The organism is Bradyrhizobium sp. LTSPM299 (genome assembly GCF_000938235.1).
Lineage (GTDB): Bacteria > Pseudomonadota > Alphaproteobacteria > Rhizobiales > Xanthobacteraceae > Bradyrhizobium.
On sequence record NZ_JYMU01000005.1, the window covers coordinates 1 to 22,337 of the forward strand.

Consider the following 22,337-nt stretch of genomic DNA (forward strand, 5'->3'; position numbering starts at 1 on the left):
AGGAGCGTCATATCCTCGCGATCCAGGATACGACGACCCTGCGCGACGATGGTAAGCAGCGCAGTTTGAACCTGCATCCAATGATTGCGGTAGACGCCCACGATGGCGGCTTGCTCGGACTTGTGGATGCGGTGTTCCTCAATCACGTTGGCGGCAAGAAGCACCTCTGTAAGAAGCGGCCTTTCGCTGAAAAGGAGAGCAGCCGTTGGCTCGACGCGACAAATACAGCGGCCAGCTTGGTCACCTCTGGAGCTGCCTGCGTCACCGTCGTGGCCGACCGGGAAGGAGATATCTACGAGGAATTCGCCTGCCGTCCCACTGAGACCGAGCTGCTGATCCGCGCTCATCATGATCGCGTGCTGGAAGGTGGGGGCACGCTCTATAACTGCATGGAAGGTGTCGCTGAACTGGGCCGCGAGACGATTGATCTGCCGGCCAATCCGGGCCGGCCTGCCCGTCAGGCGGTGCTGGCGCTGCGCGCACGTGAGATCATCCTGAAGCGGCCGAAACGCAACCATCCCGCCGAAGCGGCAAAACTGCCGAAGACGGTCACGCTCACTTTGGTCGAAGCGCGTGAAGTTGATCCGCCGGATGGCATAACGCCGGTGCATTGGCGGTTGCTGACAACGCATAAGGTGGCCACGCTCGCGGATGCGCTCCAGATCACGCACTTCTACCGTCAGCGTTGGACCATCGAGCAGGTGTTCCGAGTGATGAAAACCAAGGGCTTCGATATCGAGGCGGTGCGTATCGCTGAGGATGGGCCGTTCGAGAACCTGACCACCGCGACGCTGATCGCCGCCATCCAAGTGCTGCAAATGGTGCGCGAGCGCGATGGTACGGCTGGGCGGCCGTTGCACGATGCGCTCGACCCCGAGGACCAGCCCGCGCTGGAGGCGATTTGCCAAAGCCTCGAAGGCAAGACCGAGAAACAGAAGAACCCTCATCCCAAAGGATCGCTCGCGTATGCCAGTTGGGTGTGCGCGCGACTTGGTGGATGGACCGGTTACTACGGCAAACCAGGACCAATCGTAATGATGCAAGGGCTGCAAGCTCTCAAGGCCATGCTTCGCGGCTGGAAACTCCGAGCAGATGTGTGAATCTCGTAGGGACAAGCCGGGCGACGACACCTGTTTGATGATCGAAACAGACTCTTACCTGCGTCCCCGTCCGCCGCAGGCCTTCGGTCGCGTAAAACCTATGCCGAATCGTGGTGGACGATTCCTTAATCCACGAGTTTCTCGCAGCTGCAACTTTAGTCATTTACGAAGTAAATCCAACTCTTTGCCTCCATCATTCCGAATCTGGTCGGGTGAACGCATACGGAACTCGTGTCGTGCATCTCTCCGATATTTCGTCAACTCTTGACGTGCTAACGCGGATAGCATTGCTTTCGAAAACATTCGCCACGTTGATCCCGACCTGCATCAACTAGGTCCGAATTGCCATGGTTTACCGTCACACCATCAACTCCACCGCTTACCTCTTCGCTGGCCTGCGCGAGCTGCTAGCCAAGGCGACGCCGTCGCGTTCCGGCGACCGCCTGGCCGGCATCGCGGCCGACAGCGCCGAGCGGATGATCGCGGCGCGGCTCGCGCTTGCCGACGTTCCGCTCAGGCAGTTCCTCAATGAGCCGGTGATCCCTTACGAGGACGACGAGATCACCCGCCTGATCCTCGACAGTCACGATGTCTCCGGATTTGTGCCGATGTCGTCGCTCACCGTTGGCGGGTTCCGCGATTGGCTGCTGTCGGATGCCGCCACCGGCGGTACTTTAAGGAAGATCTCGCGCGGCGTGACGCCGGAAATGGTCGCGGCGGTGTCGAAGCTGATGCGCAACCAGGACCTGATCGTGGTTGCAAGGAAGTGCGAGGTAACGACCCGCTTCCGCAACACCATCGGCCTGCCCGGGCGGATCAGCGCACGGCTGCAGCCCGACCGTCCGCTCGACGACGCGCGCGGCATCGTCGCCTCGATCCTCGACGGGCTCGTACTCGGATCTGGCGACGCGTGCATCAGCGTCAACCCCGCGAGCGACGACCCCCAAATGATCGGGCCGCTGTTGCGAACGCTCGACGACGTCATCACGCGGCTGGAGATTCCGACACAGGCTTGCGTGCTCACGCATGTCACGACCACGCTCGGCCTGATCGGGCAGGGGCTGCCGGTCGACCTCGTGTTCCAGTCGATCGCTGGGACCGAGGCGGCGAACCGCAGCCTCGGTGTCGACCTCTCGATCCTGAGGGAAGCGCGCGAGGCCGCGCTGTCGCTCCGCCGCGGCACGGTCGGCGATCAGCTGATGTATTTCGGGACCGGGCAGGGCTCGGCGCTGGCGGCCAATGCCCATCACCAGGTCGATCAGCAGACCTGCGAGGCGCGTGCCTATGCGGTGGCGCGGGCGTTCGATCCACTGCTCGTCAACAGCGTCATCGGTCCCGACTATCTCGCCGACGGCAAGGAGATCATCCGCGCCGGGCTCGAGGATCACTTCTGCGGCAAGGTGCTTGGCCTGCCGCTCGGCGTCGAGGTCTGCACCACTCATGCCGGGGCCGATCGGGATGACATGGACAACCTCGTCACGTTGCTGGCGGCCGCAGGCGTGACCTTCATGACGGGGGTCCCGGGCGCCGACGACGTGATGTCGAACCGCCAGTCGACCTCGCGCGACACACTCTATGCCCGCGACCTGTTCGGCCTGAAGCGGGCACCCGAATTCGACGATTGGCTGACGCGTGCAGGCCTTACCGGGCAGGATTTCCGCCTTGCCGCGAATGCAGGCCTGCTGCCCGAATTTGCGTCCAGGCTGCAGGCCTGAGGCGAGAAGAGAGTTTTTGGGCAACTATCGCGGCACTACGGCGTTAGCCGACGCCACAATGTTGAAGAATTTCTGGTCCAGCGTTCAATGGCGTGGTTAAATTCGGTGTTGCTTCGCTTGAGGGTATTTGATGAGAGCCGAGCGCGTTGAGACGGTACGGCATATTCTCTGCGTCTTCCCGCGCTATACGTCGGCCTTTGGCACCTTTGAGTATGCCTACCCCCTCACCGACGGCGTCAAGGCATTTATGCCCCCGCAGGGGCTGCTGCTGATCGCAGCCTATCTGCCCGAGAACTGGCCGGTCCGCTTCATCGACGAGAACCTGCGTCCGGCGACCGAGAACGATTTCGAGTGGGCGGATGCCGTGTTCGTCAGCGGCATGCACATCCAGCGCCAGCACATGAACGATATCTGCCACCGCGCGCATGACCACGGCCTGCCGGTCGCGATCGGCGGTCCCTCGGTCAGCGCCTGCCCGGATTACTACCCCTCATTCGACTACCTCCATGTCGGCGAACTCGGCGACGCCACCAACGAGCTGATCAAGCGTCTGGCAGAGGATACCGGGCGTCCGGACGAGCAGGTGGTGCTGAAGACCCTCGATCGCCTGCCGATGACCGAGTTCCCGCTGCCGGCCTATGAACTCGCCGAAATCAAGAAGTACTTTCTCGGCAGCATCCAGTTCTCCTCGGGCTGCCCCTACCAGTGCGAGTTCTGCGACATCCCCGGGCTCTATGGCCGCAATCCGCGGCTGAAATCGCCGCAGCAGATCATTGCCGAGCTCGACAAGCTGCGCGAATGCGGCATGACCGACTCGGTCTACTTCGTCGACGATAATTTTATCGGCAACCGCAAGGCGGCCGTCGATTTGCTGCCCCATCTGATCGAGTGGCAGAAACGGACCGGCTATGTGACGCGGCTCGCCTGCGAGGCGACGCTCAACATCGCCAAGCGCACCGAGATCCTGGAGAAGATGCGCGAAGCTTTCTTCGTCACCATCTTCGTCGGCATCGAGACCCCTGATCCCGAAGCGCTGAAGGCGATGCACAAGGACCAGAACATGATGGTCCCGATCCTGGAAGGCGTGCACACCATCAATTCCTACGGGATGGAGGTCGTCTCCGGCATCATCATGGGGCTCGACACCGACAAGCCCGAGACCGGCAAGGCGCTGCTCTCTTTCGTCGACGAGTCCCGCATTCCGCTCCTGACCATCAACCTGCTGCAGGCGTTGCCGAAGACGCCGCTGTGGGATCGCCTCGAAAAGGCAGGACGGCTGGTCGACGACGACGGCCGCGATTCCAACGTCAAGTTCCTGCTGCCCTATGATGACGTGGTCAGTTCCTGGCGCAAATGCATGGAAGTCGCCTACCAGCCGGAGAAGCTGTTTGAGCGCTACCAGTATCAATGCGACTATACCTATGCCAACCGCCTCAAGGTGCCGGTCAGCCCGGAGCTGAAGACCTGGGCCAACATCCGGCGCGGCCTGATCATGCTGCGCAACATCTTCTGGAAGGTCGGCGTGCTCGGCAGTTACAGGCGCGTGTTCTGGAAGTTCGCGCTGGGGCGGATCAAGCGCGGTGACATCGAGGGCCTGATCTCGGCAACGATGGTGGCGCATCATCTGATTACGTTCGCGCGCGCGGCCTCCTCTGGCCGGCAGAACGCGTCGAATTATTCGATCCGGCTGCGCGAGGCGTCCGTCCCCGCCGAATGACCGCATGACATTGGCCGCCTCCCGCGCCACCGAGGTGTGACAAATCAGATACTTACCGATGGCTTTCGTCAGGTCCGCGCTGATTTGGCATGGTGCTCGCGCTTGCGAGCAAGGGGCCGGGCCTGTAAAACCCCGCGTGATTTCAAGGACTAGCGCCGATCAGACGTTCTGACGAGCCTCATTCGCGCCCGGAACCCAAGCTAGCTAGATTGCGCCGTTTCAGAACTGGACAGGGCATGCTCGAAAAGAACTCCGAAAGTCAGGTCCACGTCGAGCAGGTCGAAGAGCCCCGGACGGGGACCAGCATCGCGTTCGGAATCGAGCGCCTCGGCCTGATCCCGATGCGGGCGCCGATCCTGTCCTGCGTCGTCCTCGTCCTGTTGATGATCGGTGCCCTGTTCGGCATCCATCGGATCAAGATCGACGACTCGCTGTCGCAGCTGTTCCGTTCCAATTCCAAGGACTACAAGCAGTACGAGGCGGTCACCAAGCGCTTCCCCGCGACCGAGTTCGACGTCCTGATCGTGGTCGAGGGCAAGACGCTGCTTGCCCGCGAGAATCTCGAGAAGCTGCGCGACATGGTGACCGACGTGCAACTCGTCGAGGGCGTGCGCGGCGTGGTGTCGCTGTTCTCGGCGCGCCAGGCGCCTGAGCCCGGCAAGCTGCCGGCGGCGCTGTTCCCGAACGAACTCCCGACAGGCGCGGCCTACGACAAGTTCGCCGAGACAATCAAAAGCAACGAGATCATCCGCGGCAAGCTGTTGTCGGAAGACGGCACGCTCGCGCTGGTCGTGCTGTCGCTCGAGCCCGAGGTGGTCGCCAGCAACAAGCTCACCAAGGTCGTCGCCGACATGAGGAAGATCATGGCCGACGACCTCGGCGGCAGCGGGCTCAATGCCCAGCTCTCCGGCGTGCCGGTGATGCAGCTCGAGATCCGCAACGCAGTCGAGCGTGACGGGATTACCTACAACGTCCTCGGCATCCTCGCCGGATGCATCATCGCCATCATCTTCTTCCGCAAGGTGTCGTTCATGGTGGCGGCGGCGTTCCCGCCGATGATCGCGATCCTGCTGGCGCTCGGCGTCCTCGGCTGGGCGAATTTCAATCTCAACATGTTCCTCAACGTGATGACCCCGCTCATCATGGTGATCAGCTTCTCCGACTCGATGCAGCTGACGTTTGCGGCGCGCGACCGGCTGATTGCCGGGCAGGACAAGTTCACCGCGTTCAAGAACGCGGTGCTGGTGGTCGGCCCGGCCTGCGTGCTGACCCACGGCACGGCCGGAATTTCGTTCATCGCGCTGCAATTCTCGGATTCCGACCTGATCCGCAAGTTCGGCGAGGCCGGGCTTGCGGCCACCATCATCGCGCTGGTCGCGGTGTTGTCGCTGGTGCCGGTGTTCGGCATTCTGCTGGTGCGCAACGAGAAGATGTTCGCGGTCAAGTTCCAGGGGGCGGATGCCGGCGTGCAGGCGCTGCGCAATTTCTGCTACTGGATCGCGGTGCGGATGGTCGGGCGTCCCGGGCTGTTCAGCCTGATCGCGCTGATCGTCGTCGGCAGCCTCGGCGTCGTCTATGCCAATCTGCAGCCGCGCTACCGGCTTGCCGACCAAGTTCCCGACAAGCGGCAGGCGGTGGCGGCATCGAGCCGGCTCGACGCCAAGCTGACCGGCGCCAACCCGGTCGACGTGCTGATCGAATTCCCCAAGGGCCAATCGCTCTATTCGCCGGAGACCCTGAAGACCATCGCCGACGTCCATGCGATGGTCGAGGACAGTGCCGGCGTCGGCAACGTCTGGTCGCTGGAAACCTTGCGGCGCTGGCTCGCCGAAAAGGCCGGCAGCAACGATGTCGCGACGCTGAAGGAATATGTCAGCGTGATTCCCGAGCATCTGGTGCGCCGCTTCATCTCGGCGGATCAGAATGCGGTCGTGGTGTCGGGTCGGGTGCCGGATCTGGACTCGAGCCAACTGCTTCCGGTGGTGAACAAACTCGATAACTCGCTGGACAAGGTGCGTGCCGAGCATCCCGGTTACGAGATCGCAGTCACCGGCCTGTCGGTGATCGCCGCGCGCAACAGCGCCAACATGATCGAGAAGCTCAACCACGGCCTCACCATCGAATTCCTGCTGGTCGCGGTCTTCATCGGGCTCGCGTTCCGCTCGGTCGTGGTGCTGTTCTCCTGCATCCTGCCCGGCATCTTCCCGGTGGTGCTGTCGGGCACCGTGCTGTACGCGCTCGGAGAGGGGTTGCAATTCGCCAGCGTGGTGGCGCTCACGGTGTCGTTCGGCCTCGGTCTCAGCGCCACCATCCACTTCCTCAACCGGCTACGACTGGAGCGGAAGCCGGGCGTCAGTGCCGATCTCGCCGTGGAGCGCGCCACCGTGCTGGTCGGCCCGGCGCTGATCCTGACCACGGTGGTGCTGGCTTGCGGCCTGATCGTGACGGTGTTCTCGGACCTGCCGTCGCTGCGCCTGTTCGGCTGGCTCAGTGCGTTCTCGATGGTCGCAGCCCTGGTCGCGGACCTATTCATCCTGCGGCCGACCTCGATGTTCCTGATCAACCTGTCGCAGAAGATCCGCGGCACGGCCGGACAACCGCAGCCGACAGAGAAGACTTGACGACAAAGGGCCCGGTTCCGATTAATCGGAACCGGGCCCCTTAAGAAATTCTCGGGCGAAGCGCCGAGCGCCTTTAGCTCTTCGTCATCGTGATCGTGACGCCTCGGATCTCGCCCTTGGAGTCGATCTGCACGACCTGCTTGGAGCCGTTGGTCTGCAGGTTCAGGTTCGCGGCAAAGCCCGACGCCTCGACGAACACGTCGATCCGTCCGCCGCCAGCGGTGCCCTGCAAATTGCCGAAAATGTTGCGGCTCTTCTCGCTCCAGTTGCCGGAGATGCGATCGCCCTGGCTGGTGACGTCGCTGGAGAGGTCGAACTTGTAGCTGTCGCTGGCGCAATTCAGGCTCTGCTTCAGGTTCATGCCCGTTGCGGCGACCTTGTAGCTAGCCTTGCACCTGATGTGCTCGGTGGTGCCGTCGGACAACGAAACCGTGCCAGAGCCGGTCCATGAGCCGTCAAAGCCGGCGAAAGGCCCGCTGGATTGCGCGTGGCCTGCGGAGACCGACAGCAGGAGTGCTGTGCCGACGCCAGCAGCCCTGAGGGCCTGACCGGAAAGGCTGGAACCAAACAGTGTCATTGTGAATATTCCCGTTGAAATCAGTGCTTCTTTTGCAAGAAACGCCGCGCCGCATCGAAGATTTAGTGTCACCGCAGAATGTTAGGTTCAAATGACAGGCATGGCCGCGCATGAGGCCGTCACATCGCCGGACGGAATCAAAACTTCCGGTGCCATGACCTCTCTCCCTGGTGCGGCGTTGTCCGAGATCGCCGCGCGATGGCAAAAGAGGTGTAAGAATAACTAATGAAAATCAATGGTTTATGCAAGGGTTTACAGCGTCGCAAATTTAGCCGCATTTAGCGGTGCTTGTTGTCAATTCGTTGCTGCGTCACGCGGCGTCCTCCCTGCAAATCCGTCCCGGCCATGCCGAAGCGCTTTCGGGGACGGATTTTCTGCTGTCGGAAATGAAGGAATACGATGCGTAAATTTTTCCTGGCTGTTGCCCTTTTGTCGATCCCGCTTTCATCTGCCGCCTTCGCCCAAGAGCCGGTGCGCGGCGGCACGCCGGATGAGCAGAAGGCCTGCACGCGCGACGTGCAGAAGCACTGCCGCGCCGTGATCGATCAGGGCGACTTCACCATTCTTGCCTGCCTGCAGCAGAACCGCACCAAGATCAGCGCCGCCTGCGACGCCGTGCTGAAGACCCACGGTCAGTAAGGCCGCGTTCAGCCCTCAAGAGACCGCCGCGAAGCCTGCGGCTGGCATCCGTGCCGGCCATAGGATGGGTATGCCGACGGTCACAGATAGCATTGGTTTTGGCAGCGTATTCCCCTATATGGGGCTCGCAATCCCCGGCATGCGCTGACCATTCGCGCCTGCCTTGCCATGACCCGTGTAGCCCAAATTTCCAATGACCACCGCGAGCGACCTGCGATCCGGAAAGACCCACCGCGACGAGAATTTCCCGGTCGCGTCGTGGATCATTCATCCACGGCATCGAGCCCTGATCCTGGCCTTCTATAATTTCGTCCGCACTGCCGACGACATTGCCGATCACGCCACGCTGCCCGCCGAGGAGAAGCTGCGCTATCTCGACCTGATGGAGGCCGAGCTTCTCGGCAACGGCGAGACCCAGAAGGAAGCCGTCAATTTGCGCCGCGCCTTCGCCGAGCGCGCCATGCCGCCGCGGCATGCACGCGACGTGCTGGTGGCGTTCCGCCTGGACGTCACCAAGCTGCGCTACGAGACCTGGGACGACGTGATCGACTATTGCCGCTACTCGGCGATGCCGGTCGGCCGCTTCATGCTCGACGTGCACGGCGAGAGCACCTCGACCTGGGCCGCGTCCGACGCGCTCTGTGCCGGCCTGCAGATCAACAACCATTTGCAGGACTGCGCCAAGGACTACAAAAATCTGAACCGCATCTACCTGCCGCGGGACGCGCTGGCCGCATCGGGCGCGACCGTCGAGATGCTCGGCGAGGCGAAGTCGCCACCGCAATTGCTCAAGTGCCTGCAGGCGCTCGCGGTGCGCACCGAGGCGTTGCTCGACGAGAGCAAGTCGCTTGCCGCCGAGGTGAAGGATTTCAGGCTCGGGCTCGAGATCTCGATAATCCAGGCCTTTGCCGACAAGATCGTCAACATGCTGAAGGTGCGCGATCCGCTCAGCGAACGCGTTCATTTGAGCCCGGTCGAGCTGATGCTGCAGAGCCTCGGCGGCATGGCTGGCGAGACCGCCCGCCGCGCCATCGGGCGGCGTTCGGTCTCCAAGACGGCGGCCGGCGCATGAGCGTTGAGGCGGCGGCCAGCGCAAACTACGGCAGCACCGCGTCCGGCAGCTCGTTCTATGCCGCGATGCGCGTCCTGCCGCGCGCGCAGCGCGAGGCCATGTTCCAGATTTACAGCTTCTGCCGGCAGGTCGACGACATCGCCGACTCCGACGGTCCGCGGCCGGAGCGTCTGGCCGCGCTCCAGCAGTGGCGCGAGGACATCGACGCGCTCTATCAGGGCCATCCGCCCGATCGCCTCAAGGACTACGTCGCCTCGGTGAAGGCCTTCGGGCTCAAGCGCGAAGACTTTCTTGCGATCGTCGATGGCATGGAGATGGACGTGCCGCAGGACATCCGCGCGCCGGACCTTGCGACGCTCGATCTCTACTGCGATCGCGTCGCCAGCGCTGTCGGCCGGCTGTCGGTGCGCGTGTTCGGCCTGCCCGAGGACGACGGCGTCGAACTCGCCCATCACCTCGGCCGCGCGCTTCAGCTCACCAACATCCTGCGCGACATCGACGAGGACGCCGGCCTCGGCCGCCTCTATCTGCCGCGCGAATGGCTGTGGCACGCCGGCATCACCAACGACGATCCGGCCCGCGTCACCGCCGACCGCGCGCTGCCGAAGGTGTGCGCGCCGCTCGCCGAGCGCGCCAAGATGCACTTCCAGAAATCCGACGAGATCATGAAACGCAATTCGCGCCGCGCGGTCCGCGCGCCGCGGATCATGTCGAAATACTACCACGCGATCCTCGATCTCCTGATCGCACGTGGCTTTGCCGCCCCGCGCGAGCCGGTGCGTGTGTCCAAGGCGGCCAAGATCGGCATCCTGCTTCGTTACGCGATCATCTGATGCAAAAAACCGTTCATATCATCGGCGCCGGCATTTCCGGCCTTTCAGCGGCCGTGCGGCTCGCCAACGCCAATTACAAGGTGTGCGTCCACGAGGCGACGCAGCAGGCCGGCGGCCGCTGCCGCTCCTATTTCGACGCTGCCACCAATCTCACGATCGACAACGGCAACCATCTCCTGCTGTCGGGCAACCGCCATGCGGTGAGCTACGCGCGTTCGATCGGCACCGAGGCCGGCCTGATGGGGCCGAAGCGCGCGCAGTTTCCGTTCGTCGACCTCAAGAGCGGCCAGCGCTGGCAGCTCGATCTCGGCGACTCCCGCCTGCCGCTCTGGGTGTTCGACGAGGCGCGCCGCGTCCCTGATACGGGCTTGCGCGATTATCTCGCATTGGCGCCGCTGGCCTGGGCCAGCACCGACGCGCTCGTGGGCAAGACGATCCCCTGCGAGGGCACGCTGTACGATCGCCTGGTGCAACCGCTGTTGCTTGCCGCACTCAACGTCGATCCCCCCGAAGGATCGGCCGGGCTTGCCGGCGCCATCGTGCGCGAGACGCTGCTGGCGGGCGGGCAGGCTTGCCGCCCCCTGATCGCGCGTGACGGCCTGAGTTCGGTCCTGATCGAGCCGGCTGTGAAGCAGTTGCAGGACGGCGGCAATAGCGTCCAGTTCGGTCACGAGCTGCGCGCCTTCACGATGTCCGGCGACAGGGTCGCGCAGCTCGATTTCGGCGGCGACGACAAGGTCGCGCTATCGGCCGACGATGCCGTGGTGCTCGCGGTGCCGCCGCGCGCGGCTGCATCGCTGCTGCCGGGATTGAAGACGCCGACCAAGTTCCGCGCCATCGTCAATGCGCATTTCCGCGTCGATCCGCCACGCGACGCTCCACCGATTCTCGGCGTCGTCGGCGGCCTTGTGGAGTGGCTGTTTGCGTTCCCGCAGCGGCTGTCGGTGACCATCAGCAATGGCGACCGACTGGTCGATATGCCGCGCGAGGAGCTGGCGCAGGCGATCTGGCGGGACGTCTGCAAGGCATCAGGCGTTTCGGGCGAATTGCCGCCCTGGCAAGTTGTGCGCGAGCGCCGCGCCACATTCGAGGCCACGCCGGAGCAGAATGCCTTGCGTCCAGGGCCCGCGACTGCGCAAAAAAACCTGTTCCTTGCCGGCGACTGGACTGCTACCGGGTTGCCGGCAACCATCGAGGGATCGGTGCGGTCGGGTGATCGCGCCGCCGATCTGGTTCTGGCCAGACGCTAGATTCGACCTGTTGAAGCGGCCGTGGCTTTCGTCAGCCGGCCAGCGATGAAGAGGATTTCGAGCGAAATGCTTTCGAGCGATCACAGCGTAACAGTCGACCCCGTCGCGCTGGAGACGAGCATCTCAAGGGCGACCGAAGCCCTGATGGGCTATCGCCAGTCCGACGGTCACTGGGTGTTCGAGCTCGAAGCCGACAGTACGATCCCGGCCGAATATGTCCTGCTGCGCCACTATCTCGCCGAGCCGGTTGACGCCGCGCTCGAAGCCAAGATCGCCAATTATCTGCGCCGCGTGCAGGGCGCCCATGGCGGCTGGCCGCTGGTGCATGACGGCCCGTTCGACATGAGCGCCAGCGTGAAGTCCTATTTCGCGCTGAAGATGATCGGCGATTCCGTCGATGCGCCGCATATGGTGCGGGCGCGCGAGGCGATCCGTTCGCGCGGCGGCGCGGCGGGCAGCAACGTCTTCACGCGCTTCATGCTTGCGCTCTACGGCGTCGTGACCTGGCGTGCGGTGCCGGTGTTGCCGATCGAGATCATGCTGCTGCCGATGTGGTCGCCGTTCCACATCAACAAGATCTCCTACTGGGCGCGCACCACCATCGTTCCACTGATGGTGCTGGCCGCGCTGAAGCCGCGCGCGAAAAATCCGAAGGGCGTCGGCATCGACGAATTGTTCCTGCAGGATCCGAAGTCGATCGGCATGACGCCGAAGGCGCCGCATCAGAGCGCGGGCTGGTTCTATCTGTTCCGTTCGCTCGATGCCGTGCTGCGCGTGGTCGAGCCGATGTTTCCGAAGCGCATGCGCCAGCGCGCGATCGACGCCGCGCTTGCCTTCACCGAGGAACGGCTGAACGGCGAAGACGGCATGGGCGCGATCTATCCGCCGATGGCCAACATCGTCATGATGTATGAGGCGCTCGGCAAGGACGAGACCTATCCGCCGCGTGCTGTCACACGGCGCGGTCTCGACAAACTGCTCGTGATCGCCGAGCACGAGGCCTATTGCCAGCCCTGCGTTTCGCCGGTGTGGGACACCGCGTTGACCTGCCACGCGCTGCAGGAAGTGGGCGGCGACGAGACCTTCGCCAGGATGAAGGAGGGGCTCGACTGGCTGAAGCCGCGCCAGGTGCTCGAGCTGAAGGGCGATTGGGCGGTCAAGGCGCCAAACGTCCGTCCGGGCGGCTGGGCGTTCCAGTATAACAACGACCACTATCCCGACCTCGACGACACCGCCGTGGTCGTCATGGCGATGGATCGCGCGCAGCGTCAGACCGGAAGCAAGGAATACGACGTCGCGATCGCGCGTGGCCGCGAATGGATCGAGGGGCTGCAGAGCCGCGACGGCGGCTGGGCTGCCTTCGACGCCAACAACCTCGAATACTACCTCAACAACATCCCGTTCTCGGACCACGGCGCGTTGCTCGACCCGCCGACCGAGGACGTGACCGCGCGCTGCGTTTCGATGCTGGGCCAGCTCGGGGTGACCGCCGCAACCAGCAAGGTGATGGCCGACGGTATCGCGTATCTGCGCCGCACCCAGCTCGCCGAGGGCTCCTGGTACGGCCGCTGGGGCCTGAACTACGTCTACGGCACCTGGTCGGTGCTCTCTGCGCTAAATGTCGCAGGGGTCGATCACACCGACCCGATGATCCGCAAAGCGGTAGAGTGGCTGCTGTCAGTCCAGAATCGGGACGGCGGCTGGGGCGAGGACGCCGTCAGCTACCGGCTGGATTACAGGGGTTATGAGACCGCGCCATCGACCTCTTCGCAAACGGCATGGGCTTTGCTTGGATTGATGGCGGCCGGAGAGGTCGGAAACCCCGCAGTTTCGCGGGGGGTGGAGTACCTAAAGGCAACACAGTCCGAAAAAGGGCTGTGGGACGAGCAGCGATACACCGCTACGGGGTTTCCGCGGGTGTTTTACTTACGATATCATGGCTACTCGAAGTTCTTTCCGCTCTGGGCGCTGGCGCGGTATCGGAATTTGAGCAGCACCAATAGCAGGGTGGTAGGGGTCGGGATGTGATGTTGGGGGCGGGGGCCGCCGAGACCGTGGGCAATGCGATTGACCCTCGGCCGGTGTTGATTGTGACGGGATTGGTGCAGGAGGCCCGCATTGCGGCCGGCCCAGGCATGATCGTCATCTGCAGTTCCAGCGACCCGCAGCAGCTGCGCGCGCTGCTGGCAACGCTCGATCCTACGACATTTCGCGGCGTGATCTCGTTCGGCGTCGCCGGCGGGCTCGATCCCGCGCTCAAATCGGGCGACGTCGTGGTCGCGACCGAGGTGACGGCCGGTGATGCGCGATTCCTGGCTGCGTCCGCGCTGAACGAGGAGATGATCGCCAGCGCCGCGTTGAAGCGCCGCAGGATCGTTCGCGGCGCGCTCGCTGGCGTTGAGGAGGTCGTCGCGGCAAGGGCCTGCAAGGCCGCGCTGCGCTCGATCACCGGTGCGGCTGCGGTCGACATGGAGAGCCATATTGCAGCGGCCTATGCCGACAAGGCGGGCATTCCGTTCGCGGCGCTGCGCGTGATCAGCGATCCCGCCCATCGGGCGCTGCCGGAGCTTGCCAAGTCCGCGCTGAAACCGAATGGCGATATCGACCTGCGCAAGGTGCTGCGCGGCATCGTGCGCAATCCGCGGACGGTACGGGCGCTGGTGTCGACCGGGATCGACTTCAACCGCGCGCTGCGCTCGCTGCGCGGCTGCCGCGGCTTCCTGCTCGGAAGCGACGTTCTGGTGCCGGTGGAGGCCTGAGCCGCCCGTCCAAGCGGGCTCGGCACCAAATCCTGAGTTCGAAGCAAAAGGCCCGATCGCATAGCGATCGGGCCTTTGTTGTTTGGATGTCTGACGGTGCGGCTTTAGGCGGCGGTGGAAGCTTTTGCCTGCTGCTTGGCCGCGGCAGCGGCGGCCTCGTCGCGGCGAATATCCGAGAGGCGCTTCTGCACCTCGGCCGAGAAGATATACTGCGCCGGACGCTGCTTGGTGAGATCGATCTCGGGCGCCATCGGTCCGGTCGTCCTGACGCCGCGCAGCGCCACCCACATCGCCTTCAGCGGATTGGCCAGTGCGGCGGTGGCTGCGGTCGGCTCGTAGCCGCAATGCGCCATGCAGTCCGCGCACTTCTCGTACTTGCCGGTGCCGTAGGTTTCCCAGTCCGTGGTGTCCATCAGCTCCTTGAAGGTCTTGGTGTAGCCTTCACCGAGCAGATAGCAGGGCTTCTGCCAGCCGAAGATGTTGCGGGCCGGCATGCCCCACGGCGTGCACTCATATTCCTGATTGCCGGCGAGGAAGTCGAGGAACAGGCCGGAATGCATGAAGTTCCACTTCTTGCCCTTGCCGAGCGCAAAGACGTCGCGGAACAGCTTCTTGGTCTTGGTGCGGTTGAGGAAGTGCTCCTGGTCGGGCGCACGCTCATAAGCATAACCCGGCGACATCGACACACCGACGCCGAGCTCGGTGGTGAAGTCCAAGAACTTCGCGATCTCCTCGGCCGGGTGGCCGTCGAAGATCGTGGCGTTGACGTTGACGGTGAAGCCGCGAGCCTTCGCCGCCTTGATCGCGGAGACGGCGCGGTCGAACACGCCCTTCTGCGACACGGCCTTGTCGTGATGATCCTTCAGGCCGTCGAGATGCACCGAGAAGAACAGATAGGGCGACGGCTCGAACAGATCGAGCTTCTTCTCGAGCAGCAGCGCGTTGGTGCAGAGCGAGACGAACTTCTTGCGGGCCACGAGGCCGCGCACGATCTCCCCGATCTCCTTGTGGATCAGCGGTTCGCCGCCGGGGATCGCCACCATCGGCGCGCCGCACTCGTCGGCCGCGTCCCAGCATTCCTGCGCGGACATGCGGCGATTGAGGATCGCATCCGGATAGTCGATCTTGCCGCAACCGACGCAGGCCAGGTTGCAACGGAACAGCGGCTCAAGCATCAGCACGAGCGGATAGCGCTTGCGGCCAAGCAGCTTCTGCTTGATCAGATAACCGCCGATACGCATTTCCTTGAAGAACGGTATAGCCATTGAGAGGTTTTCTTTCTGCACTTAAGGTCAGTGAGTTCGGATCAGCCCGCAGTCAGTTCGGCTGGCAGCCGGAATTCGATGTTCTCTTCCCGTCCCGGAAGCACCGAGACCGTAACCGGTCCGATGCGCCGCAAAGCCTCGATCACATCGTCGACCAAAACTTCGGGCGCCGAGGCTCCCGCCGTGATGCCGACGGCCTTCGCATCCTTCAGCCAATCGGGGTTGAGCGCGCTGCCATCGGCAATGAGATAACTCGCGACGCCAACTTCGGTGCCGATTTCGCGAAGCCTGTTTGAGTTGGAACTATTGGCGGCCCCCACCACCAATATGACGTCCACCAGTTTACTCAGGTCCCTTACCGCAGATTGTCGGTTCTGTGTCGCATAGCAGATATCCCGGATGTCCGGGCCTTGAATATCTGTAAATCTGGCCTGAAGGGCTGCGATTATGTCCTTGGTGTCATCCACGGACAACGTTGTCTGGGTGATATAGGCCACCGGGGTGTCGGTCGGAAGGGTGAGTTCCGCCACCTCAGCCACGCTCTGGACCAGCAGGACGGGCCCGGGAACCTGACCCATGGTTCCCTCGACCTCGGGGTGGCCGGCATGCCCGATCAGGATCAGGGCGCGGCCCTTCGAGATGTAGCGCTTGCCCTGGTTGTGGACCTTGGTGACCAGCGGGCAGGTGGCGTTGAGCACCGGCAGGTCCCGGGCGGCGGCCTCTTCCTCGACGCTCCTGGCCACACCATGGGCGCTGAACACGGTGACGGCCCTGGGCGGCACTTCGGAGAGGTCCTCGACGAAGATCGCGCCCTTCTTCTTAAGGCTTTCGACCACGTATTTGTTGTGAACGATCTCGTGGCGGACATAGACCGGCGGGCCGTATTTTTCGAGCGCACGCTCGACGATCTCGATGGCACGCACGACGCCCGCGCAAAAGCCGCGCGGCTGAGCAAGAAAAACTTCCATGGAACGTCCGTTACGCAAATTGCACCCGTCTCATTCAATGCCCCTGCAATGCCCTGCGGCCCATTGGCGCCGAACTCCACCCGGCCGGACATCCGCAGCGTGTGCTGCAATATCCGCACCATGACAGTTCCCGCGTCAGGTCCACATGCCAAGCGCGTGGAAATACAGGGGTTTGTGTCAAAAAGTAAGCGCCTCGATAAGAGGCACCACGTGTGGGGTGGTCGTTTATGGTAATATGGTAAGCATATTAACCCCCTGCGACCGTCTGCCCCCTCACTTGTTCGTCACTTTCTCGCCCCCTGAGGCGGTTTATACCGTCCACTCGCGGGCCGCTCCTGCTGTTCGGTGCCTCTCGTCGTCGCGTCGAGGGAAGTTACCAAAACAACATTAGATCGGCCCCCGGAACTCCGCTAGAGAGCGGGCGTTTCCGGCCATGCTTCCCCGAGATTGGAAAGATACGAAGTGCTGACAAATATTGTCGTCTCCGTTGTTAGGACGTGTACGCGCTTTGCCCTTCCTGTCGTCATTTTTGCTCTGATCCTTTCGGTCGGGGCGGGTTTTTATACGGCCCGCAACTTCTCCATCAACACCGACATCAACAAGCTGATCTCGCCCGATCTGGACTGGCGCAAGCGCGACAACCAGTTTGATGAGGCCTTTGACCGCGAGCGGCTGATTCTGGCGGTGGTCGAGGCTGCGACCCCTGAATTGACCAGTTCGGCGGCGAAGGCGCTGGCCGAGAAGCTGTCGGCCGACAAGACGAATTTCGAGGCGGTGACGCCGCTCGGCTCCGGCGAGTTTTTCGACAAGAACGGCCTGCTGTTCCTGCCGACCGGGGAGGTCGGCAAGGTCACGGGCCAGCTCGAATCCGCCGCGCCCCTGATCGAGATCATGGCGGGCGATCCCTCGATTCGCGGCCTGACCGGCGCGCTCGAAACCGGCCTTGCCGGCGTCAAGCGCGGGCAGGTCAAGCTCGACAATGCCGCGCCCCCCTTCACCCTGATCGCTCGAACGGTCGAGGATATCCTGACCAAGGGCAGCGCCACCTTCTCCTGGCGCGAGCTCACCAGCGATACGCCGCTGACCGATGCCGACAAGCGCGCCTTCATCGAGATCAAGCCGATCATCGACTATTCGGCGCTGGAGCCGGGCAAGGACGCAACCGACGCGATCCGCCAGGCGGCGATCGACCTGAAATTCCCGACCGAGTACCATGCGCGCGTCCGCCTGACCGGACCCGTGCCGATCGCCAATGAGGAATACGCCACCGTCCAGGACGGCGCGATCACGAACGGCATCGGCACCGTGGTGATCGTGCTGGTCATCCTCTGGCTGGCGCTGCACTCCGCCAAGATCATCTTCGCCGTGTTCGTGAACCTGTTCATCGGCCTTACCCTCACGACGGCCGTCGGCCTGATGATGGTCGGATCGCTCAACCTGCTCTCGATCGCCTTTGCGGTGCTGTTCATCGGCCTCGGCGTCGACTTCGGCATCCAGTTCAGCGTCCGCTACCGTTCCGAGCGGTACAAGAACGACAATCTGACGTTGGCGCTCGAGAACGCGGCGCGACGTTCGGCGGTGCCGTTGTCGCTCGCCGCTATGGCCACCGCGGCCGGCTTCCTCTGCTTCCTGCCGACCGACTACCGGGGCATCTCCGAGCTCGGCAAGATCGCCGGCGCCGGCATGCTGATCGCGTTCATCACCAGCATCACGGTGCTGCCGGCCCTGCTCGATCTGCTCAATCCGCCCGGCGAAAAGGAATCGGTCGGTTATGCCTTCCTCGCGCCCGTCGATCACTTCCTTGAAAAGCACCGCATCCCGATCATCGTCGGCACGATTCTGATCGCGGTCGCGGGCCTGCCGTTGCTGCACTGGATGAAGTTCGACTTCAACCCGATCAATCTGCGCAGCGCGAAGGTGGAATCGATCTCGACCTTCCTCGATCTCAGGAAGGATCCGAACACCGGCGCCAACGCCATCAACGTGATGACGACCTCGGAAGCGGACGCCAAGGCAATCGAGGCGAAGCTCGAGAAGCTGCCGGAGGTGTCGCGCGTGATGTCGCTCGACAGTTTCGTGCCCGACGACCAGCCGGCCAAGCTGAAGCTGATTGCGCAGGCGGCCAAGACGCTCAACCCCGCGCTCAGCCCTGATACGGTCGATGCTGCGCCCTCCGATCAGGAGAACGTCGAGTCGCTGAAGAGCTCGGTCGACAGCTTGCGCAAGACCGCAGGCGACGGCCAGGGACCGGGCGCTGTTGCGGCGCGCCGGCTGGCCGACGCCCTGCAGAAGCTCGCCGATTCGAATCAGACGACCCGCGACAAGGCGCAGCAGATCTTTATCGCGCCGATGAAGATCGTGTTCGATCAGCTCAAGAGCACGCTGCAGGCTCAAACTATCACGCTGCAGACCCTGCCGCCGGAATTCGTCGCGGTATGGAAGACGAAGGACGGCCTGATGCGCGTCCAGGCCGAGCCGAAGGGCGATCCGAACGACAACGACAATCTGCGTCGCTTCGCCGACGCCGTGCTCGCCGCCGAGCCGACCGCGATCGGCGGGCCGGTCTCGATCCTGAAATCCGGCGATGTCGTCGTGGACGCGTTCATCCATGCCGGCATCCTGGCGCTGGTCGGGATCAGCGTGCTGTTGTGGCTGGCGCTGCGGAAGGTGACCGACGTGTTGCTGACACTGGTTCCGCTGCTGGTCGCGGGCATCGTGACGCTGGAAATCTGCGTGCTGATCGGCCTGCCGCTCAACTTCGCCAACATCGTCGCGTTGCCGCTGCTGCTCGGCGTCGGCGTCGCCTTCAAGATTTATTATGTCACGGCATGGCGGCAGGGCAGGACGAACCTGCTGCAGTCGAGCCTGACGCGCGCGATCTTCTTCAGCGCGCTGACGACGGCGACCGCGTTCGGCAGCCTGTGGCTGTCAAGTCATCCCGGCACCGCGAGCATGGGCAAGCTGCTTGCGCTGTCGCTCGTCACCACGCTCGCGGCGGTGTTGCTGTTCCAGCCCGCGCTGATGGGCAAGCCGCGCGAAGTCGGCAAGGACGCACAGATCGGCGACGACGTCACCTGACGGGACGGACGTTACCTGACGGGGGTGACGTCACCTGACGCGTTGCCGACCCGCCGCGCTAACGCGTTGGCATCGGATGCGCGATTTCGGGAAGCAGACAGATATCGCCGATGTCGGCTGACGCATTGGCGTTGGCGGCCTGCTTCTGACCCGGTTTGGTGGCAGGCGCCACCGAGCCTGTGGTTCTTGGAGCCGGCGGCGTTGCCGCCGATTTGGGCGCGCCCGGCTTTGGCGGATTGCCGGCAACGCTCAGCGGGATCGGCGGACTGACGCGGGTCCAGGTCTCGCCGCCGCAGAGGAATCCGAGCACGCAGCCCTGGATCTCGAGCTGGTCGGTGCCAACGGGCTTGATGGTCGAGCTGTAGAGCTGGCCGTCCTTGGCGTTGTAGACCTGACCTTCCCACGCATCGACGCCGGGCTTCCTCTTCATCTCGATCAGAATCGCCATGCCGAGCGTCGGCCGGGTTTGCTTTGCCGGATCGGGATTGTTCTTATCTGTACCGCCGGGGGTTTTTTCCCAGGAGACCGCACCCCACATGTTGCCACTACACTGGGCGACTCGGATGGTGGCAACGCCGTCCGCGACCTTCCAGTCGCCGGTCGGATCTGCGGCCAACGCCGGTGTTACTACGGTGGCCAAAAATAAACCTGAAAGGGCTATTGTGCGCGCGAAGCTTCTTGGGCAGTGCAACATGGTCCAAACCTGTGCTTAAGTGGACGATCCGAGCGGGGGCAAAACGCCGCTGTTCGAGCGTTTTAAGTTGACGAGATGGCCATCAACCGACGTATGTAACGAATGGTAAGTTCCAATTTAGACGTTTCCGAGATTTTTGTGGAGCGGGAAGGGCAGCGCGGTGCCATGCACACGCGTCACCTCAACGAGCAGCTCGTTCGCGTTCTCAAGACAATCGGTTACGATGTCGGCTTTCGCAAGGGGCAGGGTCAATACCTGTTCGATCGTCATGGCGACCGCTACCTCGATCTACTGAGCGGATTTGGCGTTTTTGCGATTGGTCGCAATCATCCGGCGCTGCGCACGGCGCTCAAGAGCGTGCTCGACGCCGATCTGCCAAATCTTGTGCAATTGGATGTCTCCACGCTGGCCGGCGTTCTCGCGGAACGGCTGCTGGAACATGTACCATATCTGGACAAGGTGTTCTTCGCCAATTCCGGCGCCGAAACCGTCGAGGCCGCGATCAAATTCGCGCGCGGCGCGACCGGTCGTCCCGGCATCGTCTACTGCACGCATTCGTTCCATGGCCTGTCCTATGGCGCGCTGTCGCTGACCGACGATACGAATTTCCGCGGTGGTTTTGAGCCGCTGCTGCCGGGCTGCACGGCGATTCCCTACAACGATCTCGAAGCGCTCGAAAAAGCTTTGTCGTCGCGACAGGTCGGCGCGTTCATCGTCGAGCCGATCCAGGGCAAGGGCGTCAACATGCCCACCGACGAGTTCCTGCCCGGCGCGCTGGCGCTGTGCCGCAAATACGGCACGCTGTTCATCGCCGACGAGATCCAGACCGGCATCGGCCGCACCGGAAAATTCCTCGCGGTCGAGCATTGGGGCATCGAGCCCGACATGGTGCTGCTGGCCAAGGCGCTGTCCGGCGGACACGTGCCGATCGGCGCGCTGCTGACGCGCAAGAACATCTTCGACAAGATCTTCAACCAGATGGATCGTGCGGTCGTGCACGGCTCGACCTTTGCGAAGAACGATCTGGCGATGGCCGCCGGCATCGCAACGCTCGACGTCATGAAGGCCGAGAGGCTGGTCGAGCAGGCCGCCAAGCGCGGTGCCGAGCTGCGTCTTGCGCTGACGCGCATGGTGCCGGGCTATGAGCTGATGAAGGAAGTCCGCGGCAAGGGCCTGATGATCGGCGTCGAATTCGGTCCGCCGAAATCGCTGCGGCTGAAGGCGTCGTGGAATCTGCTGGAGACCGCCAACAAGGGCCTGTTCTGCCAGCTCATCACCGTGCCGCTGTTCAAGGACCACAAGATCCTGACGCAAGTCGCCGGCCACGGCAGTCACACCATCAAGCTGCTGCCGCCGCTCGTCATCACCGAGGAAGATTGCAGCTGGATCGAGAAGGCGTTCGACGAGGTGATCGCCGGTAGCCACAAGGTCCCCGGCGCGATCTGGTCGCTCGGCAAGACGCTGGTCGACAACGCGGTGCGCAAGTCGGCGTAAGCATTACATTCGTAGGGCGGGTTGACGTCGCGCAATCCGCCATGGCGTGCAGCAGTATGTCGATCTCCCGTACATTGCGCGTCCTGTTCGCCATTGGTGCGATCTCATTGATCGCCACGACGGTTTCCAACGCCGCGCCGCCCGAGGACAGTGGCTTCGCCATTTACTCCGACGTCTGCTATCATCCTGCGGAGGGCGACCTCCTTGGGACACGCGTTGTTCTGCTTCGATTGAAGGACGCAGACTATGTCGTCTACCAAATGGCCGAAGGGGAACTCGGTAAACCCCAGATTGGAACGGCGACCGTCGATCCGAAAAAGGGGGACATCCTCTTCAAGGTTGCGGCTGGAGATTCCAACGAACCAGTCGCGACGTTTAGGGGAAAGATAGCGGCACAAGCGCTGACCGGCAGTTTCGACAACAGCAACTGGACAAACCGGAAGGGAGAGAAGACCTTCCGCCTGCCCAGGATCGTTGGCCGTCAACAGTCATACCCGGTGTGCGACTAGACGAGCTCCGGATGAAGCTCAGCGAAATCCGAAACGGCCTCGCAAG

Annotated in this window: 17 protein-coding genes; 13 read left to right on the plus strand and 4 right to left on the minus strand. The window is 63.1% G+C overall.

The genetic code is table 11. The features are described from left to right. The 4 genes from UP10_RS00195 to UP10_RS00210 form a co-directional block, all read left to right on the plus strand. The coding region (locus UP10_RS00195; protein ID WP_044585443.1) for an IS4 family transposase at window positions 1–1,100 on the plus strand (1,100 nt) is incomplete at its 5' end. A 347-nt stretch (window positions 1,101–1,447) separates the two neighbouring features. Further along, entirely contained in the window at window positions 1,448–2,815 is a 1,368-nt protein-coding gene (locus tag UP10_RS00200) for an ethanolamine ammonia-lyase subunit EutB (protein WP_044585444.1), read from the plus strand. A 130-nt stretch (window positions 2,816–2,945) separates the two neighbouring features. After that, the gene (locus UP10_RS00205) at window positions 2,946–4,532 is read left to right on the plus strand and encodes a B12-binding domain-containing radical SAM protein (protein ID WP_044585445.1); all 1,587 of its coding nucleotides are present in this window, start codon (window positions 2,946–2,948) and stop codon (window positions 4,530–4,532) included. A 236-nt stretch (window positions 4,533–4,768) separates the two neighbouring features. Then, complete coding sequence (locus UP10_RS00210) at window positions 4,769–7,153, plus strand: efflux RND transporter permease subunit (RefSeq protein WP_044585446.1); 2,385 nt, start codon at window positions 4,769–4,771, stop codon at window positions 7,151–7,153. A 73-nt stretch (window positions 7,154–7,226) separates the two neighbouring features. Here the strand turns inward: UP10_RS00210 and UP10_RS00215 are convergent, their stop codons facing one another. Further along, window positions 7,227–7,730, minus strand: coding sequence for a hypothetical protein (locus UP10_RS00215; protein ID WP_044585447.1), 504 nt, complete (start codon window positions 7,728–7,730; stop codon window positions 7,227–7,229). A 399-nt stretch (window positions 7,731–8,129) separates the two neighbouring features. On the opposite strand from UP10_RS00215, the gene UP10_RS00220 reads away from it, so the two are divergent. The 6 genes from UP10_RS00220 (at window position 8,130) to UP10_RS00245 (ending at window position 14,283) form a co-directional block, all read left to right on the plus strand. After that, a complete protein-coding gene (locus UP10_RS00220) occupies window positions 8,130–8,369 on the plus strand; it encodes a cysteine rich repeat-containing protein (protein WP_044585448.1) in 240 nt (79 codons plus the stop codon). A 193-nt stretch (window positions 8,370–8,562) separates the two neighbouring features. Then, window positions 8,563–9,441, plus strand: coding sequence for a squalene synthase HpnC (hpnC, locus tag UP10_RS00225; protein WP_044585449.1), 879 nt, complete (start codon window positions 8,563–8,565; stop codon window positions 9,439–9,441). Further along, window positions 9,438–10,274: a presqualene diphosphate synthase HpnD gene (gene hpnD / locus UP10_RS00230; protein WP_044585450.1), complete on the plus strand. Its 837-nt coding sequence runs from the start codon at window positions 9,438–9,440 to the stop codon at window positions 10,272–10,274. The genes hpnC and hpnD overlap by 4 nt, the downstream gene beginning before the upstream one ends. Further along, window positions 10,274–11,524 (plus strand): hydroxysqualene dehydroxylase HpnE, encoded by a 1,251-nt coding sequence (gene hpnE, locus UP10_RS00235; protein WP_044585451.1) that lies wholly within the window; start codon window positions 10,274–10,276, stop codon window positions 11,522–11,524. The genes hpnD and hpnE overlap by 1 nt, the downstream gene beginning before the upstream one ends. A gap of 66 nt (window positions 11,525–11,590) precedes the next feature. Further along, entirely contained in the window at window positions 11,591–13,552 is a 1,962-nt protein-coding gene (shc, locus tag UP10_RS00240) for a squalene--hopene cyclase (RefSeq protein WP_044585452.1), read from the plus strand. Then, window positions 13,549–14,283, plus strand: a complete 735-nt coding sequence (locus UP10_RS00245; RefSeq protein ID WP_044585453.1) for a phosphorylase — start codon at window positions 13,549–13,551, stop codon at window positions 14,281–14,283. The genes shc and UP10_RS00245 overlap by 4 nt, the downstream gene beginning before the upstream one ends. A gap of 104 nt (window positions 14,284–14,387) precedes the next feature. Here UP10_RS00245 and hpnH read toward each other — a convergent pair whose 3' ends face one another. Together hpnH and ispH are read right to left on the minus strand one after the other, a co-directional pair. Then, the gene (hpnH, locus tag UP10_RS00250; RefSeq protein WP_044537275.1) at window positions 14,388–15,548 is read right to left on the minus strand and encodes an adenosyl-hopene transferase HpnH; all 1,161 of its coding nucleotides are present in this window, start codon (window positions 15,546–15,548) and stop codon (window positions 14,388–14,390) included. A 41-nt stretch (window positions 15,549–15,589) separates the two neighbouring features. After that, window positions 15,590–16,516, minus strand: coding sequence for a 4-hydroxy-3-methylbut-2-enyl diphosphate reductase (gene ispH, locus UP10_RS00255; RefSeq protein WP_044585454.1), 927 nt, complete (start codon window positions 16,514–16,516; stop codon window positions 15,590–15,592). A gap of 462 nt (window positions 16,517–16,978) precedes the next feature. Here ispH and hpnN point away from each other — a divergent pair, with 462 nt between their 5' ends. Further along, entirely contained in the window at window positions 16,979–19,594 is a 2,616-nt protein-coding gene (hpnN, locus tag UP10_RS00260; protein ID WP_044585455.1) for a hopanoid transporter HpnN, read from the plus strand. A gap of 58 nt (window positions 19,595–19,652) precedes the next feature. On the opposite strand, the gene UP10_RS00265 is transcribed toward hpnN, so the two are convergent. Then, window positions 19,653–20,288: a DUF2147 domain-containing protein gene (locus UP10_RS00265; protein WP_044585456.1), complete on the minus strand. Its 636-nt coding sequence runs from the start codon at window positions 20,286–20,288 to the stop codon at window positions 19,653–19,655. Window positions 20,289–20,390: 102 nt separating this feature from the next. Here UP10_RS00265 and hpnO point away from each other — a divergent pair, with 102 nt between their 5' ends. Beyond that, window positions 20,391–21,782, plus strand: a complete 1,392-nt coding sequence (gene hpnO / locus UP10_RS00270; RefSeq protein WP_044585457.1) for an aminobacteriohopanetriol synthase HpnO — start codon at window positions 20,391–20,393, stop codon at window positions 21,780–21,782. A gap of 56 nt (window positions 21,783–21,838) precedes the next feature. Further along, window positions 21,839–22,291, plus strand: coding sequence for a hypothetical protein (locus tag UP10_RS00275; RefSeq protein WP_156179579.1), 453 nt, complete (start codon window positions 21,839–21,841; stop codon window positions 22,289–22,291). The last annotated feature ends 46 nt before the right edge of the window (window positions 22,292–22,337 follow it).

Coding starts and splice junctions, on each gene's coding strand:
- UP10_RS00205 (WP_044585445.1), top strand. CDS start 2,946: ATGAGAGCCGAGCGCGTTGAGACGGTACGGCATATTCTCTGCGTCTTC.
- hpnD (WP_044585450.1), top strand. CDS start 9,438: ATGAGCGTTGAGGCGGCGGCCAGCGCAAACTACGGCAGCACCGCGTCC.
- UP10_RS00215 (WP_044585447.1), bottom strand. CDS start 7,730: ATGACACTGTTTGGTTCCAGCCTTTCCGGTCAGGCCCTCAGGGCTGCT.
- hpnH (WP_044537275.1), bottom strand. CDS start 15,548: ATGGCTATACCGTTCTTCAAGGAAATGCGTATCGGCGGTTATCTGATC.
- hpnO (WP_044585457.1), top strand. CDS start 20,391: ATGGTAAGTTCCAATTTAGACGTTTCCGAGATTTTTGTGGAGCGGGAA.
- hpnC (WP_044585449.1), top strand. CDS start 8,563: ATGACCACCGCGAGCGACCTGCGATCCGGAAAGACCCACCGCGACGAG.
- UP10_RS00210 (WP_044585446.1), top strand. CDS start 4,769: ATGCTCGAAAAGAACTCCGAAAGTCAGGTCCACGTCGAGCAGGTCGAA.
- UP10_RS00265 (WP_044585456.1), bottom strand. CDS start 20,288: ATGTTGCACTGCCCAAGAAGCTTCGCGCGCACAATAGCCCTTTCAGGT.
- ispH (WP_044585454.1), bottom strand. CDS start 16,516: ATGGAAGTTTTTCTTGCTCAGCCGCGCGGCTTTTGCGCGGGCGTCGTG.
- UP10_RS00200 (WP_044585444.1), top strand. CDS start 1,448: ATGGTTTACCGTCACACCATCAACTCCACCGCTTACCTCTTCGCTGGC.
- UP10_RS00275 (WP_156179579.1), top strand. CDS start 21,839: ATGTCGATCTCCCGTACATTGCGCGTCCTGTTCGCCATTGGTGCGATC.
- hpnE (WP_044585451.1), top strand. CDS start 10,274: ATGCAAAAAACCGTTCATATCATCGGCGCCGGCATTTCCGGCCTTTCA.
- shc (WP_044585452.1), top strand. CDS start 11,591: ATGCTTTCGAGCGATCACAGCGTAACAGTCGACCCCGTCGCGCTGGAG.
- UP10_RS00220 (WP_044585448.1), top strand. CDS start 8,130: ATGCGTAAATTTTTCCTGGCTGTTGCCCTTTTGTCGATCCCGCTTTCA.